16 protein-coding genes are annotated in these 13,566 nt (G+C 62.7%); 1 reads left to right on the forward strand and 15 read right to left on the reverse strand.

What is annotated here, in order from left to right:
• Window positions 1-7: 7 nt before the first annotated feature.
• Genes VGR99_RS36485 through VGR99_RS36510 form a run of 6 tightly spaced genes read right to left on the reverse strand, consistent with a single transcriptional unit; the run spans window position 8 to window position 4,593 of the window.
• Window positions 8-775, reverse strand: coding sequence for a 5-oxoprolinase subunit PxpA (locus VGR99_RS36485; protein WP_326904792.1), 768 nt, complete (start codon window positions 773-775; stop codon window positions 8-10).
• Window positions 776-793: 18 nt separating this feature from the next.
• On the reverse strand, window positions 794-1,213 hold the full coding sequence (locus VGR99_RS36490; RefSeq protein ID WP_326904793.1) for a biotin/lipoyl-containing protein: 420 nt from the start codon (window positions 1,211-1,213) through the stop codon (window positions 794-796).
• Window positions 1,210-2,205 carry a biotin-dependent carboxyltransferase family protein gene (locus VGR99_RS36495; protein WP_326904794.1) on the reverse strand — a complete coding sequence of 332 codons (996 nt, stop codon included), beginning with the start codon at window positions 2,203-2,205 and terminating at the stop codon, window positions 1,210-1,212. Before VGR99_RS36495 ends, VGR99_RS36490 begins: the two co-directional genes overlap by 4 nt.
• Window positions 2,202-2,903, reverse strand: a complete 702-nt coding sequence (locus VGR99_RS36500; RefSeq protein WP_326904795.1) for a 5-oxoprolinase subunit B family protein — start codon at window positions 2,901-2,903, stop codon at window positions 2,202-2,204. The genes VGR99_RS36495 and VGR99_RS36500 overlap by 4 nt, the downstream gene beginning before the upstream one ends.
• Window positions 2,900-3,367, reverse strand: coding sequence for an acetyl-CoA carboxylase biotin carboxyl carrier protein subunit (locus VGR99_RS36505; RefSeq protein WP_326904796.1), 468 nt, complete (start codon window positions 3,365-3,367; stop codon window positions 2,900-2,902). The genes VGR99_RS36500 and VGR99_RS36505 overlap by 4 nt, the downstream gene beginning before the upstream one ends.
• 23 nt (window positions 3,368-3,390) lie before the next feature.
• Window positions 3,391-4,593, reverse strand: coding sequence for an aminotransferase class I/II-fold pyridoxal phosphate-dependent enzyme (locus VGR99_RS36510; protein ID WP_326904958.1), 1,203 nt, complete (start codon window positions 4,591-4,593; stop codon window positions 3,391-3,393).
• Window positions 4,594-4,778: 185 nt separating this feature from the next.
• Here VGR99_RS36510 and VGR99_RS36515 point away from each other — a divergent pair, with 185 nt between their 5' ends.
• Window positions 4,779-6,011: a LysR family transcriptional regulator gene (locus tag VGR99_RS36515; protein WP_326904797.1), complete on the forward strand. Its 1,233-nt coding sequence runs from the start codon at window positions 4,779-4,781 to the stop codon at window positions 6,009-6,011.
• Between the two features lie 161 nt (window positions 6,012-6,172).
• On the opposite strand, the gene VGR99_RS36520 is transcribed toward VGR99_RS36515, so the two are convergent.
• The 9 genes from VGR99_RS36520 to VGR99_RS36560 form a co-directional block, all read right to left on the reverse strand.
• Window positions 6,173-6,928, reverse strand: a complete 756-nt coding sequence (locus VGR99_RS36520) for an amino acid ABC transporter ATP-binding protein (protein ID WP_326904798.1) — start codon at window positions 6,926-6,928, stop codon at window positions 6,173-6,175.
• Between the two features lie 17 nt (window positions 6,929-6,945).
• Window positions 6,946-7,692, reverse strand: coding sequence for an SDR family NAD(P)-dependent oxidoreductase (locus VGR99_RS36525; RefSeq protein ID WP_414645210.1), 747 nt, complete (start codon window positions 7,690-7,692; stop codon window positions 6,946-6,948).
• 26 nt (window positions 7,693-7,718) lie between these two features.
• Entirely contained in the window at window positions 7,719-8,714 is a 996-nt protein-coding gene (locus tag VGR99_RS36530; protein ID WP_326904799.1) for an NAD(P)-dependent oxidoreductase, read from the reverse strand.
• A gap of 3 nt (window positions 8,715-8,717) precedes the next feature.
• Window positions 8,718-9,389, reverse strand: coding sequence for an amino acid ABC transporter permease (locus tag VGR99_RS36535; RefSeq protein ID WP_326904800.1), 672 nt, complete (start codon window positions 9,387-9,389; stop codon window positions 8,718-8,720).
• Between the two features lie 7 nt (window positions 9,390-9,396).
• Entirely contained in the window at window positions 9,397-10,068 is a 672-nt protein-coding gene (locus tag VGR99_RS36540) for an amino acid ABC transporter permease (RefSeq protein ID WP_326904801.1), read from the reverse strand.
• 54 nt (window positions 10,069-10,122) lie between these two features.
• Window positions 10,123-10,995: an ABC transporter substrate-binding protein gene (locus tag VGR99_RS36545; protein ID WP_326904802.1), complete on the reverse strand. Its 873-nt coding sequence runs from the start codon at window positions 10,993-10,995 to the stop codon at window positions 10,123-10,125.
• Between the two features lie 20 nt (window positions 10,996-11,015).
• On the reverse strand, window positions 11,016-11,936 hold the full coding sequence (locus tag VGR99_RS36550) for an allantoinase PuuE (RefSeq protein ID WP_326904803.1): 921 nt from the start codon (window positions 11,934-11,936) through the stop codon (window positions 11,016-11,018).
• A gap of 12 nt (window positions 11,937-11,948) precedes the next feature.
• Entirely contained in the window at window positions 11,949-12,455 is a 507-nt protein-coding gene (locus VGR99_RS36555) for an ureidoglycolate lyase (RefSeq protein ID WP_326904804.1), read from the reverse strand.
• 198 nt (window positions 12,456-12,653) lie between these two features.
• Window positions 12,654-13,388 (reverse strand): GntR family transcriptional regulator, encoded by a 735-nt coding sequence (locus VGR99_RS36560; RefSeq protein ID WP_326904805.1) that lies wholly within the window; start codon window positions 13,386-13,388, stop codon window positions 12,654-12,656.
• Between the last annotated feature and the right edge of the window lie 178 nt (window positions 13,389-13,566).

Below are 13,566 nucleotides of genomic sequence, written 5' to 3' on the forward strand. Positions count from 1 at the left end.
CCCGCTGTCAGCTCGCCAATTCCGTCAGGGGCACGATCTTTCCTCCCCCCTTCTCGACGGTGGCGCGAACCGTCCTGGCAATCTCGAGGGCACCGGCGGTATCGCTATGAACGAGGACGCAGGCCGCTTCCATCTTGATGCGCTTGCCGGACATCGCCGTGATCGTGCTGTCATGCATGAACTGCTCCATGCGCTGCGCGACGGCGGAGAGATCGTTGATCAGCGCACCCGGCAGCTTGCGACTGACGAGGTGCCCCTCATCGTCATAGGCACGGTCCGCGAAGATCTTGCCCACGGTCCTGAGACCGATTTTCCTGGCGTACTTCATCGAGCTGCTGTTGGGCTGAAGGGCAACAATCAAATTCTTGTCGAACGCCGCGAAGACGTCGAGCATCAGCTGGCCGTATTCCGGGTTGCGCTTGGTCATGTCGCCGAGCGCGCCGTGAGAGCCTGCGTGCGTCACTTCGTAACCGCCGACCTTGGCGATCGCCGAGAGTGCGCCGAGCTGATACAGCGCGTGCTTCTGCCAGTCCCGCGGGTTGATATCCATTGCGACGCGGCCGAACCCGAGCAAATCCGGCAATCCGGTATGAGCACCGAGGGCAACCTTGTTTTCCTTTGCCGCCTCGGTCATCCGCGTCATGATCACGGCATCCCCGGCATGAAAGCCGCAGGCGACATTGGCGGAGGAGATCACCTTCATCAGGGCTTCGTCATCGCCACCCTTCCAGCGGCCAAACCCTTCGCCCAGGTCGGAATTCAGATCGATCTTCATGACATTTCACTCCATGCGTCAGACGGCTTTGCCGCGTTTGAGAAGGAACAACGGGCGCGCGTGATCGACGACGTCACCCGGATTGGCCAGCCGCTTCACGATCGTGCCCTCGACTGGCACGACGACTGGCCGGTAAATCCTGCCGCTCTGGATCAGAGCGACGCATTCGCCTTCCTGCTTGGTCTGTCCGACTGTCACGAGCTCTGCAGACATCGCCGGATGTCTCGCAACAAGCGTGCCAACTCCCGGAGACAGGATCTCGACCATGTCCGCTTCAACGCTTCGCGAGGACGCGGCTGCTTCGCCGGCACTCGCATGTCCCGTCGGTTCGAAGGAAAACTTGACGATTTCATCGGGGCTCGACAGCTCGAACGCATCGATCCCATGCCTGCGCATCAAATCCACAAGCGCCGCGATCCTGTGCAGCTTCTCGCTCATGCTGTCACCCGCATCCGGCAATAGCTGCTGAAGCGAGCGACGTCGTTCAGGTACTGCGACACCTGTTGCCGCGCGCGCGCGGCTTCGTCGAGTGACACAAGCGAGAAGCGCAACATCCGGCCGGGCGTGGATTGCGCCAGGCGCCATAGATCCGACTGAAGCACGTAGGCAATCTTGGGATATCCCCCGGCCGAATTGCCGTCCGCCAGCTGAATGATCGGTTGCCCTGACGGCGGCACCTGGACCACGCCCTGCACAATCGCCTGCGAACGCATCTCGGTCGGATCCGGCCGTCTCAAGGTTGGACCAGCGAGCCGATAGCCCATGCGATTGCTTTGCGCGGTGATCGTCCAGGATGCCTTCTTGAAAGCCTTGAGCGAGGCGTCGTCGAACTGCGGCGCTTCGGATGCGAGGATGGCACGCAGCACGACGTCGTCGTCCACGGACCAATCGTGGAGATTGGGTTCGAGCGCGGAGGCCGGCGGCTCGATGCCAAAGCCGAAGGGATCGCGAATGCGAAACGGCGCATGTGGACCGGCCGCCAGAACATCGCCTGCGGCCAATTGCCGTCCCGACAACCCACCGAAACCGTCGCGCATCTGAGTGCTGCGCGATCCGAGCACCTCCGGCACATCGATCCCGCCTGCCACAGCGAGATAGGAACGAGCGCCGCGCACGGGTGCGGCGAGCTTCAGGGTCTGCCCTTCTTGCACCGGCATCACCCACCAGGGCGGAAGCGCTCTGCCATCCAGCGTCGCCGCACAGTCGGCACCGGTCAGTGCGATGGCGCCGTCCTTTTGAAAACGAATGGTCACCGGAAACAGCTGAAACTCGATTCCGGCTGCATCCTGCGCATTTCCAAGCGCACGATTTCCAGCCGCAAGCGCCAGCCGGTCCATGGCGCCGGCAGTGCCGATGCCGTAACGACGGTAGCCGAACCGTCCGAGATCCTGAACGGTATTGAGTGGAGGTGTATGAAAGATCTCGATCATCGCTCGATCCGCTCCACGCGAAACCGAATGCGATCGCCCAGCGACACGATGCTCATCGGGTCGCGCGCAAGATCGAACGGCTCCGGCACGTCGGGCGCCCGGCCGATCACGTGCCATCCAGTCGGCTGGGTGTCCGCACCGTTCGCCTTTCTGGGCGAACCCAGAATGGCCTGCGCGCCGGCAATCGACACCACCCCGCCGACCTTTCTCATCACCGGAACGTTCCGGCGCGGAATGAAGAGGCGGCGGTTGAGTCCGAACAGATACCCGAACCCGGGGCCCGTCCCCGGTGCGAAGATCGTGTATTCGGCATCCGAATGGAGCTTGACGATATCCTCGGCGTCGAGGCCGTGGTAGCGCGCGACATCAGGCAGATCGATGCCGCCTTCGCCACCATAAACGACGCCGATCTCCAGCAACCGGCCGCGACGCGTGACACTGCGCGTTTCGATCCATCGACGAAGCAGCTTGTCCGCGGTTTCAACGAGGTCGCTCTTGTCGGGATCGAGCAGCACCAGGAGGCTGTTCATGCCTGGTTGCGTGTCGAGGACGCCTTGCCATTCAAGAACACGATCGTTGAGAGCCCAGATCCGCTCCTGCGTCGGAAGCGCGAGATCGCCTTCCGCTTCGAGAAGCAATCCCTGGTCGCCGCAATGTGTGACGCGGGGCTCGGCGAGGATATTGATCCGACCGCTCAAGCCGCATCTCCCGCTCCGGCGGGTGTAACGATCATGAGCGCCTGCCCGACGGAAACGTCGGTTCCGTTCTCGACGCTGATCTTGGCAATCGTCCCATCGATCGGCGACACGACAGGCATGAACACCTTCATCGCCTCGAGAATACCGATCTGCTGGTCCTTCGTGACCTTCGTACCGATCTCGACAAAGGGCTTCTCGCCAGGTGCCGGCGCCCGGTGAAACACACCATGCATGAACGCAGGTACGATCTCTTCCGTCTTGGCCCCCGCCAGCGCCACGCCGGCCATTGCGCTCAAAAGCGATGATGCCGGCGCTGCGGCGGTCGCGACGATCGCTGGGCCCGCCGAAACACCCCTGCGCAGCTTGACGCTGACATCACCATCCCTGAACTCGAATTCCGTCGCCCCCGACCTGTTGAAGAGATCGACGACACCTTCAATGAAGCTGATCGATGGAACGGTCATTTGGGGCCCTTTCGCGATCTCGATTACCTGAGGGCCGAAATCGCCGATGTGATGCGGCGACAGGCTTCTTCCAAACGTTCGAGCGATGTCGCGATCGAGATCCGGAAGTGCGGCGAGAGACCGTAAGCTCCGCCGTTGACGACCATCACCTTGGCGTATTCGACGAGGAACTCGGCGACGTCCGTATCTGCAGCAAGCACCTTGCCGTCCGGCGTGCGACGTCCAAGCAAATCCGCACAGCCGACGAACAGATAGAAGGCGCCCTGGGGACGACTACAGCTTAGGCCGGGCACCCAGTTGAGCATCCCGATGACGCGGTCCCTGCGATCCTGGAACGCGGCCGACCGCTCGAGAAGAAACTCCTGGGGCCCGGTCAATGCCGCGGCCGCGGCGGCCTGGCTGATCGAGGAGCTGCTGCCGAGCGATTGCGATTGAACACGTCGCATCGAGTCGATCAGTTCGGCCGGTCCTCCGGCGAAGCCAACGCGCCAGCCTGTCATCGCGTACGCCTTGGACACGCCATTGATCGTGAGCGTCCTGCTCTTGAGATCCGGCGCGACGGCCGCGAAGCTGTGGAACTTGAGCCCATCGAAGATGATGTGCTCGTAGATTTCGTCGGTCATGACGTGAAGGCGGGGATGACGCCTGACGACTTCGGCAAGGGCCTCGAGCTCGTCGCGGCTGTAGATCGCGCCGGTCGGATTGTTCGGTGTATTGAGAAGCAGCCATTTCGTGCGCGGGGTGACGGCCTTCTCGAGGCTCTCGGCGTCAAGCTTGTAGCCGTTATTGTGCGAGCAACTGACGACGACCGGGCTGCCTCCGACCAGCACCGTCATATCCGTGTACGACACCCAATGCGGGGCCGGCACGATCACTTCGTCGCCAGCATCCAGACTGGCCATGAGTGCGAGGAAGACGACGTTCTTCGCACCGGCGGTGGCGAGGATCTCGTTGGGCGCATACTGGATGCCGTTGTCACGCTCGAACTTCGTGGCGATGGCACGCTTGAGCTGAACGGTTCCGTCGGACGACGTGTAGCGCGTCTGGCCCGCGCGCATCGCTGCGATCGCGGCTTCGATGACATGATCAGGGGTATCGAAATCAGGCTCGCCGGTCGCAAGCGAGATCAGGTCGACACCTGCCGAGATAAGCTCTCGCGCTTTTCTCGATGCTGCTTCGGAAGCGGAAGCTTTGACGCGAGACAGGCGAGCGGCAGTGAGTTGCATACGACGACTCCGGGATTCGTCGCTTACAAGGCGACGATTAGATCTGCTCCCGTGCCGTTCCCTCACCTCTGCGCTGCGGCCACTTCGTTGTGGCTCGCCACGACGAAATGATGCATCGTCCAAACCAAGGAGCGCGAATTTAATCGCTCTGTCATGCGATAAGTTTCTGCTAACACCCTGCTTAGATGCGACACATCCGCCTAAAAGAGGATCATCCTCTGCCTAATCTTCGGCACGTGCGCCTATTGACGCTCGTCGCCGAAGGGCTGAGCCTGCGCAAGGCCGCACAGCGATTGAGACTGAGTCAACCTGCTGTGACCCTGGGTCTTCGCGCACTCGAAGAGCACTATGGCGTGCATCTGTTCGAGCGGCGTGCGACGGGGCTCGTCGAGACGGAATTCGGCTCGGCGCTGGTCCGGCGCGCCGGGCGATGCATCTTCTATCTCACGCGCGCATTGTCAAAGTTCTGTCCGGATCCCGATCGCCCCTCGACCGCGCGCCTGGAACGCTTGCTCAATCTGTTGACGGTGTCACAGGTCCGCGCCCTGACGGCGATGGATGAGTTCGGTGGCTTCCGGAACGCCGCCGAGCACATCGGCTTGAGCGTGCCGTCGGTCCATCGCGCGATCGGCGGCCTTGAAGCTGCCGTCGGCGCCAAGCTGGTCCATCGGGCGAAATACGGCGGGTCGCTCAACGACGTCGGCCACGAGATCGCGATCCTGTTCAGCCTGGCGCTGCGGGAGCTCCGCTTCGCTGATGCCGACATGAGCGCACTCAATGGGCAGCTGGAAGGCACGATCGCAGTCGGCTGCGTCCGCGTCACGGCGGCCGTGCTTCTCCCAACCACCATCCAGAAATGCGTCGAAGCGTTTCCCCGCATCCGCTTCCTGGTCGAGCAGGATCACTACCAGGACATGCTCGAACACCTGAGAGCCGGCCGGCTCGACTACCTCTGCACCACGGTTCGGCCCGACATCCCGCGCGAATTCAAGTCGGAGAAGCTGTTCGCCAGCGAGCTTTGTATCGTTTGCGGGCCGAACCATCCGCTGGCGAACGAAACCAACCTCGACGGCAAGACGCTTGCATCATTTCCCTGGATCGGCGCCCAGCCCAGTACCGGCGCCGCGGCGCGGATGGCAGCGATGTTCGAGCTGGAAGGCATGCCTCCACCAGCCGCGGCCGTGACCACGCTTGAATTTTCGCTAGTCCAGTCTCTCCTGTTCCAGACCAACTTCCTGGCGCTGGCCACGCGCAGCAATCTCGGCGTTGACTATGCCTTGTCCGGTCTGCGCATCCTGCCAAAGGCGGTCCCGAACTCTCACCGCGATGTCTGGTTGCTGTCGCGCCGCGACCTGGAGCCGACTGCGATCCAGAAGGAATTCGTACGGGTACTTCGCGCGACAGCAGATCTGCCCTGAGCGAAGTACCGGAGCATCCGTCATCCAGCCGCCAACTCCAGAATCCGGCCTGGCTCTTCGCCCTTGGTGGCAAACGCAGAGCCACGAAGCTTGAGCCGAGCGACGACGCTCTGATTCCATTGCGGGACGGCAGAACCATCGCGCTTCGTTTCGGCTTGCGGCTAGTGCATGATCTGTCGCAGGAATGCACGCGTGCGCTGGTGCTTGGGATTCGAGAAGAACTCCTGAGGCAATCCCTCCTCGACGATGAGGCCGGCGTCCATAAAGACGACCCGGTCCGCAACGGTGCGGGCAAATCCCATCTCGTGCGTCACGCACACCATGGTCATCCCCTCTCGCGCGAGCGAGACCATCACGTCGAGCACCTCCTGGACCATTTCTGGATCCAGCGCTGACGTCGGCTCGTCGAACAGCATGATCTTCGGCTTCATGCAAAGTGCTCGCGCAATCGCGACGCGCTGCTGCTGTCCGCCCGACAACTGACTCGGATATTTGTCCGCATGCTCGGCGATCCGCACCCGCGCCAGAAACTGCCGCGCCGTTGCTTCGGCTTCCGGCTTGGGGATCCTGCGGATCTTGACCGGCGCGATCATCAGGTTCTGCAGCACAGTCAGATGCGGAAACAGGTTGAACTGCTGAAACACCATTCCGACATCGCGGCGTACCAGGTCGACGTTCTTGGTGGAGTGATCAAGCTCCACCCCGTTCACGATAATCCTTCCGTCCCGATGCTCCTCCAGCCGGTTAATGCAGCGGATCATGGTCGACTTGCCAGAGCCGGATGGACCACACACCACCACGCGCTCGCCCCGTGCCACCGAAAAATCGATTCCCTTCAACACCTGGGTCGCACCGTACCATTTGCTGACGCCCCGCAGAGCGATCACGGGGGCCGCGGTTTCAGTGTCGCCGGTCATCGATGTCTCCGTGCCTGTCATGCGGCCATCCAGCCGCCGTCGACGAGAATGTTCTCTCCGGTGATGAAGGTGGCATCGTCGGAAGCCAGAAACAGTGCCGTGTTTGCCACGTCGTCAGGCACGCCCAGGCGCGGCATCGGCGTCCGGCTGCTGGAATAATTCATCCAGCGCGGCTCCGCCGCACGCCCCGGCTTGCCGGTCACGATTTTCCCAGGCGCGACGGCGTTGCAGACGATATGATCCTTCGCGTAGTCCACCGCGATCTGCCGGGTGATGTAGACCACGCCGGACTTCGAAGTGCCGTAGGCAATATCCTCCGGGCAGGCGATCATGCCGTGCTGGGACGAGATATTGACGATCCGTCCGCGTACGCCGTTGTGTACGTCCTGCCTCAGCATCGTCGCAATCGCTGCCTTGCTCATCAGGAATACGCCGGTGAGATTGACCGCAAACGCCCGGTTCCACTCCGCGAGGCTGGTTTCGAGCAATGGCTTGCCGATGCCGATGGCAGCATTGTTCACGAGACCATCGAGCCGGCCAAATTTCTCCACGGCGAGCGCAACCGCCTGCCCCGTATCGGCCTCGGAGGAAACGTCGGTGCGAATGAACTCCGCCTCGTAGCCGTCTGCCCGCAGCCGATCGATGGTCGGCACGCCGCCCTCGCGAACATCGGTGGTGACATCGGCGATAACCAGCCGCGCGCCTTCGGCCGCGAACCGACACGCGATGGCACGCCCGATGCCAGACGAGGCGCCGGTGATCACGATGGACTTGCCGAGTAACCGCCCCGTCATGACGTACCTCCAGAGGCTGGGCCATCGAGACCCATCCAAGACAGATAATCCGCTGCCGCCGCGTCCACGGGATAGGCCGGGTTGAACCCGGTATCGCACACGAGACGCGCAATGCTCATCGGCGCGCGGTCAACAGGCAGGTTGTAGCGGATGCCGGCAGCCTCGCCCGGCTCGGCGTAGCGCCAGCGGAAATCCGGAAAGCGGGCTGCCAGCGCGCGGCACCAGTCCTGCAGATCTGACGGGCAACCGCCACCGACGTGATAGATCGCATGGCCCAGGGCCGCATCGATGGCGACCGCAGCGATACCGGCGGCGGCATCGCGCGAGTAGATCCAGTCGGCACGCATCGCGCGCGGCAGCACTGCTTCGTGGCCAGACCTGAGCGCCTGCAGGACCTGGTGGTGCGGGCTGAGCGCATCGCGCACCTGGGTCGGCCATTCCCAGGGACCATAGACCGGCCCGAGCCGGACGATCCGCGTGTCACAGCCGTGGAGATGCGCGATCCTGATCGCCGCCTGTTCCGCCGCAAGCTTGCTGATACCGTAGAGTGCGGCTGGCGCCGGATGACTGATCTCCTCCTCAAAACAGCCTGAGGGGGCAGGTGCAGAAAACCCGTAGACGGCCACGGAGCTCACCACAACGATACGTCGAATTCCGCCATGCGCGATCGCGCGCTCCATCAGGTTGACGGTGCCCCCGATATTGATGTCGACGATCCGGCGCGCGTCCTTGCGCTCGCGCTGCTCGTTCGGTGTCACTGCGGCCGCGTGCACCACGCGGTCGATCGGCGCGGCCGCGAGCGCCGCGTCGAGATCGGCCCGGTTTGTGACATCGCCGCTGACATACACCGCGCCCGCAAGCTCGGGTCGCGCGAGCAACTCAGTCGGAGCCGCCGGCAAGTCGAACAGCACGACGCGCTGACCCGCCGCCAGCAGACGCTCTGCCAGCGCAAGCCCGACGAATCCGGCACCACCCGTGATCAGCGTGGCCATGGCTTACCGTGCCGCGAGGGCCTGCCGCTCCAGACGCGCAACCCAACGCGCAATCGGATACAGCAGGACGAAGAAGATCACCGCAGCCGCCATCAGCGGCGTCGGATTATAGGTCTGCTCCTGAGCGACACGCGCCGAGCGCAGAAGTTCGGGCAACGCGACCAGCGCGCCGATCGAGGTGGTCTTGACGAGCTCCAGTGAATTGCTGGCCAGCGGCGCCAGCACATTGCGTACGGCCTGCGGCAGGACGATGTAGAGCACGACATGCAAAGGCCTGAAGCCCAGCGCGCGCGCCGCGTCGTACTGGCCGCGAGGCACGGACTCAATGCCCGCGCGAAAAATCTCGCCATAATAGCCGGAATTGTTGAGCACGATCGCGAGAACGGCGGCAGCAAAACCGCCCAGGGTCAACCCGAGGAACGGCAGGCCGTAGAACACCAGAATCAGCAGCACGACCACCGGAAACGCCCGAAAGAGATCGATATAGACCAGCAGGGCAACGTTCAGCCAGCGATGATGGAAGCTGTAGGCCACGGCGATGGACAGGCCCAGCAGGAGGCCGAGCGGCAGAGCCACCAGCGCCAGCGCGATGGTGTAAAGCACACCCTGCAGCAGTAGCGGATAGACCCGCATCAGTGCGTCGACATCGGCAAAATTGTCTAGCAGCGCTTGCATGGTCTTTTCAACGTCCCTGCGCTGATCGCCGCTCGATCCAGCGGCTGGCAATCACGAGTGGCAGAAAGAACAGCACGTAGAAGGCCGCGGCGAGCGTGAGTGGCGAGGGATTTGCGACCATCGCAGTTACGCTCTGCGCCTGCCCCAGCGTCTCCGGCAACGACACCGCGGTGCCCAGAGCAGTGCCCTTGCTGATCGAGATCGCCCGGTTGGTCAGAAGCGGCACCGACAGCCGGAAGGCCTGAGGCAGGATGATCTGCAGCAACGTGCGCACCCGCCCAAACCCGAGAGCGCTCGCGGCATCCCACTGTCCGCGGGGCACGGCCATGATAGCCGACCAGAATATCTCACTGCTGAACGCCGACAGCACCATCGCCAGCGACAGCACCGTGGTCACGAACGGCGAAAGGGTGAGCCCCACATACGGCAGGCCGAAATAGATGAACACGATGATGACGAGTTGCGGCAGCGTCCGCAGTACGTCCACGTAAACAACGATCAACGCATTCAATGGCCGCAGGTTGGCACAACGCAGCAGCGCCAGCAGCAGCCCCGTCGCGATGCCGAACACGATAATCAGCAGCGCGACGGCAACGGTCACCCGAAAACCCGCCAGCACGTCCGGAAACGCGAGCGCGATGACCTTCGGGTTGAAATAGTACTCGAGAATGCGGTCCATCGGCTGTCACCGTGTGGCAGCCGGACCGCTTCCGCGATCCGGCCGTGATGCCAGCTACTTCTTGCAGGCTGGAATATGGGCGGCCGGCTCGAAGCCCTTGAAGCCGGGAGGCCCGTAGCCGAAATACACCGTCTCGATTGCCGAGCCGGCATCCGGAGCGCCCCCGTACCACTTCTCGTGCAGCTTGCGCAGCCGCCCGTCGAGTTTCATGCATTCGATCACGTTCTCGACCTTGTTACGATACTCGGTGTCCTCCAGGCGGAACGCATAGGCGAAGTTGCGCCCATTGAAGTCCTTGTAGCCAACCTTGATCGCCTTGTTCTGACTGGCGGCATACACGGTTGTGGGGATTTCGTTGAGCGCAGAGAATGCGCGCCGGGTCAGCACGGCCTGCACGCTGTCCGGAAAGGTGTCATAACGCTGCACCTCGAATCCGTACTTCTCGGCATTCGCTGTTGCCCAGGTGTCCGAGATGGTGCCGCGGTTCACTGCCACCGCCTTGCCCTTCAGATCGTCAAAGCCCTTCATCTCGTCGGCGGAGCGAACCAAAAAGCCGTTTCCGGTAGTGAATAGCGGCTCGGTATAGAGCATCCGCTCGGAGCGTTCGGCTGTCAGATTCAGCGGGTTGACCAGGAATTCGACCCGCTTGGCAAACAATGCCGCAAATAATCCGGAGAAGTTGATATCCACGATCTCGACCTTCGGACGGCCGAGCTCCTTGCCGATCTCGTTGATCAGATCCACGCCGAAGCCTTCAGGACCGCTCGTGCCTCGCACCATCCATGGTGCGACACCGAAATCAGACGCGACAACCAGCGGCTTGTCCGAGGGGTGATCGGCCTCCTGGGCACGAGCCTGAATCCAGCCCGCGAACTGGACCCCGGCCATAGTCAGCGCGATTGCAAGAAGCTTCGATCGGAGCGTCATCGGTCGGGTCCTTCCATGGGTCAAGACTTTCGGGGTTGTGCGGGATGGTTGGCAATCCAATGCCGGGCGATATCGGCGCGTCGGCACACCCACACCGCGTCACGCGTCGCAACGTGGTCAAGAAAGCGCGCGAGACCCGCAGCCCGGCCCGGATGACCAACGATCCGGGTGTGGAGGCCTACCGACATCATCTTCGGCGCGGTCGTGCCTTCAGCATGGAGCATGTCAAAGGCGTCCTTCAGATAGACGAAGAAATCGTCGGCGGTCGTCATCGCGCCACGGATGAACTTGGCGTCGTTGTTGACCAGACCATAGGGGACGACCAGGTGCGGCTTGCCGACGACCGTGGTCCAGTACGGCAACTCGTCATTGTAGGCATCGGAATCGTAGAGGAAGCCCCCCTCCTCGGCCACCAGCCGGCGGGTATTCACTCCGGCCCCGTAGCGGCAATACCACCCGAGTGGTCGCTCGCCGGTGGTCCGGGTCAGGCTTGCCACTGTCTTGCGGATCCGCTCGCGCTCCTCATCCTCGCCAAGATGTTGATGTCGCTCCCAGCGCCAGCCGTGCGCACACACATCGTATCCAAGCTCGCGGATGGCCGCTGCCGCCTCCGGATTGCGCTCCAGCGCAAGGGCGCACCCCATGACGGTGGCCGTCATGCCGCGCTCGGAGAGCAACCGGATCAGCCGCCAGAAACCGACGCGGCTGCCGTACTCGAACATCGATTCCGCAGCGAGATCGGGCCCTTCAAAGCCTCCCCCGCCGCCCTCCGTCAGCGCAGCCTCGGTGACGCCGTCGCCATCGGCAAACGAAGCCTCCGATCCTTCTTCGTAATTGAGGCAGATGTTGAGCGCGATGCGAGCGCCGCCGGGCCACTTCGGATCGGGCGGGTTGCGCCCATAGCCGATGAAATCGCGATTCTGGTCGGCTTGCGCGGTCATGATCGTTACCTTCTACGAAGCTGCCGGCGGCATAACGATGGTCACGGCGACATCGAGACCGAAGAAAACATCGTCGTTCTGCTGGCCCGTCACACCCATCGCCACCGCGAACTCCATAGGGGCGTCAAGCACGGTCATCGGATGATGCCACACATTGCGCGCGTAAGTGACGATCTGGTCGGGACCCGCGATGAATCCGCGCAGCGTCGCCAGATCAGGATCTCCGTCGGATGTCGCAGCGCAGACGACGGCGAGATAGCGCGTGGAGCCGAGCGGCACGAAGGTCTGCGCCGAAAAGGGGTGGCGCTCGAGTGTGGTCGCCCGCAGCGGAAGCTGACCGAGCGCGGCCGCGCCGCTGATCCAGAGTGAAAATGACTTCGCCTCGTCGGCACAGTTCAGCATGGTCGGAAGGTAACGCCGTCGCTCGCCTGTCGGGCGCGAGACCACGTCGCCGAAGGGCGCAAAGGCCGCCGCGGACAGCGGCTCGAGCGAAACTGTGTACGAAGGAGAATAGTTCACTGAAAGCTCTGGTCCGGACACCGATGCAGATCAATCTGGTTTGTAATACCAGTGGTATACCATAGGAGCTTAGAGGTATCGCCTTGTCAAGGCCGCGAGCCGTGACCTCAACGCAGGGCAGCAATCGAGAGTTAAAAGCCGGGAGGGAATGCGGCGGGCCAAAACAGCCTCGCGCCGGCCGGGACGGGGCAGAGGCGATCAGCCGTGACTGTCGGGCAAAAATATCCCGAACGTCTCCAGCATCCCCTGGCGGACGTTGGCCAGATGCTGGATCATCGCGTGGCGCGCCACTGCGGCGTCCCGCTTGATGATCGCATCGACAATCGCGAGGTGTTCACGACAGGCGGGCAACAACCGCTCGGGACGGCGCTCCACATTGCACATCCTGATCTTGCGGCGGGTCTCTCCAATGAGCGTGGCAAGAGAGCGGTTGCCGCAGTGGCTGGCAATCTGGTCGTGAATCTCGTCATCCAACGTCCAGTGCCTGGCCTTGCTGATCTCGGCGGTGGACAGGATCTTCTCGAGGCTGGCCTTGATCGGCTGCAGCACATCGAGGCCGATACGGGTTGCAGCCAGCGAGGCTGCCTCGCTTTCCAGAATGAGCCGCAGATGAATTAATTCGAGCAACTCGGCGATACCGATGTTGCGCACGATCACCGAGCCGTTCGAAAGTTGTTCCAACCTGCCCTCGCCGAGCAGACGGCTGATTCCGGCGCGTAGCGGAGTGCGCGACACCTTCAGACGAAGCGCAAGCCGTCGCTCCTCGATGACCTCGCCCGGCGCAAGTTGTCGCGATTCAATCAGATCCAGCAGCTTTCGATAGGTCGTGTCGGTGACGTTGCCATCCGACCGCAGACGCTTCGGTGCCTCTGCTGCCGTTGCACGCGAAGGATTTGTCGCGGATAAACGTTTGCGCGCAATCGACTTGGTCACGTTCAATCCTCAGGGCGCCGTTCGCCAATAGCGGTTAATAATCGTGCTACCGCGGCTTGTCGAGATACAACGCGACCCTGGCTCTGCGATAAGCCGGGTGTATCCGGTTGGGATACCGCTGGTATGTTCTTCTCCGTTCCCCGCGCGCGACCGGCGGCAATCGTCGTCCGGCGCGCCG

Source organism: Bradyrhizobium sp. (assembly GCF_035935975.1).
Lineage (GTDB): Bacteria > Pseudomonadota > Alphaproteobacteria > Rhizobiales > Xanthobacteraceae > Bradyrhizobium.

Excerpts from the sequence above, each read along its gene's own strand:
- VGR99_RS36485 (WP_326904792.1), bottom strand. The coding sequence starts at position 775 with ATGAAGATCGATCTGAATTCCGACCTGGGCGAAGGGTTTGGCCGCTGG.
- VGR99_RS36490 (WP_326904793.1), bottom strand. The coding sequence starts at position 1,213 with ATGAGCGAGAAGCTGCACAGGATCGCGGCGCTTGTGGATTTGATGCGC.
- VGR99_RS36495 (WP_326904794.1), bottom strand. The coding sequence starts at position 2,205 with ATGATCGAGATCTTTCATACACCTCCACTCAATACCGTTCAGGATCTC.
- VGR99_RS36505 (WP_326904796.1), bottom strand. The coding sequence starts at position 3,367 with ATGACCGTTCCATCGATCAGCTTCATTGAAGGTGTCGTCGATCTCTTC.
- VGR99_RS36510 (WP_326904958.1), bottom strand. The coding sequence starts at position 4,593 with ATGCAACTCACTGCCGCTCGCCTGTCTCGCGTCAAAGCTTCCGCTTCC.
- VGR99_RS36515 (WP_326904797.1), top strand. The coding sequence starts at position 4,779 with ATGCGACACATCCGCCTAAAAGAGGATCATCCTCTGCCTAATCTTCGG.
- VGR99_RS36520 (WP_326904798.1), bottom strand. The coding sequence starts at position 6,928 with ATGACCGGCGACACTGAAACCGCGGCCCCCGTGATCGCTCTGCGGGGC.
- VGR99_RS36530 (WP_326904799.1), bottom strand. The coding sequence starts at position 8,714 with ATGGCCACGCTGATCACGGGTGGTGCCGGATTCGTCGGGCTTGCGCTG.
- VGR99_RS36535 (WP_326904800.1), bottom strand. The coding sequence starts at position 9,389 with ATGCAAGCGCTGCTAGACAATTTTGCCGATGTCGACGCACTGATGCGG.
- VGR99_RS36540 (WP_326904801.1), bottom strand. The coding sequence starts at position 10,068 with ATGGACCGCATTCTCGAGTACTATTTCAACCCGAAGGTCATCGCGCTC.
- VGR99_RS36545 (WP_326904802.1), bottom strand. The coding sequence starts at position 10,995 with ATGACGCTCCGATCGAAGCTTCTTGCAATCGCGCTGACTATGGCCGGG.
- VGR99_RS36550 (WP_326904803.1), bottom strand. The coding sequence starts at position 11,936 with ATGACCGCGCAAGCCGACCAGAATCGCGATTTCATCGGCTATGGGCGC.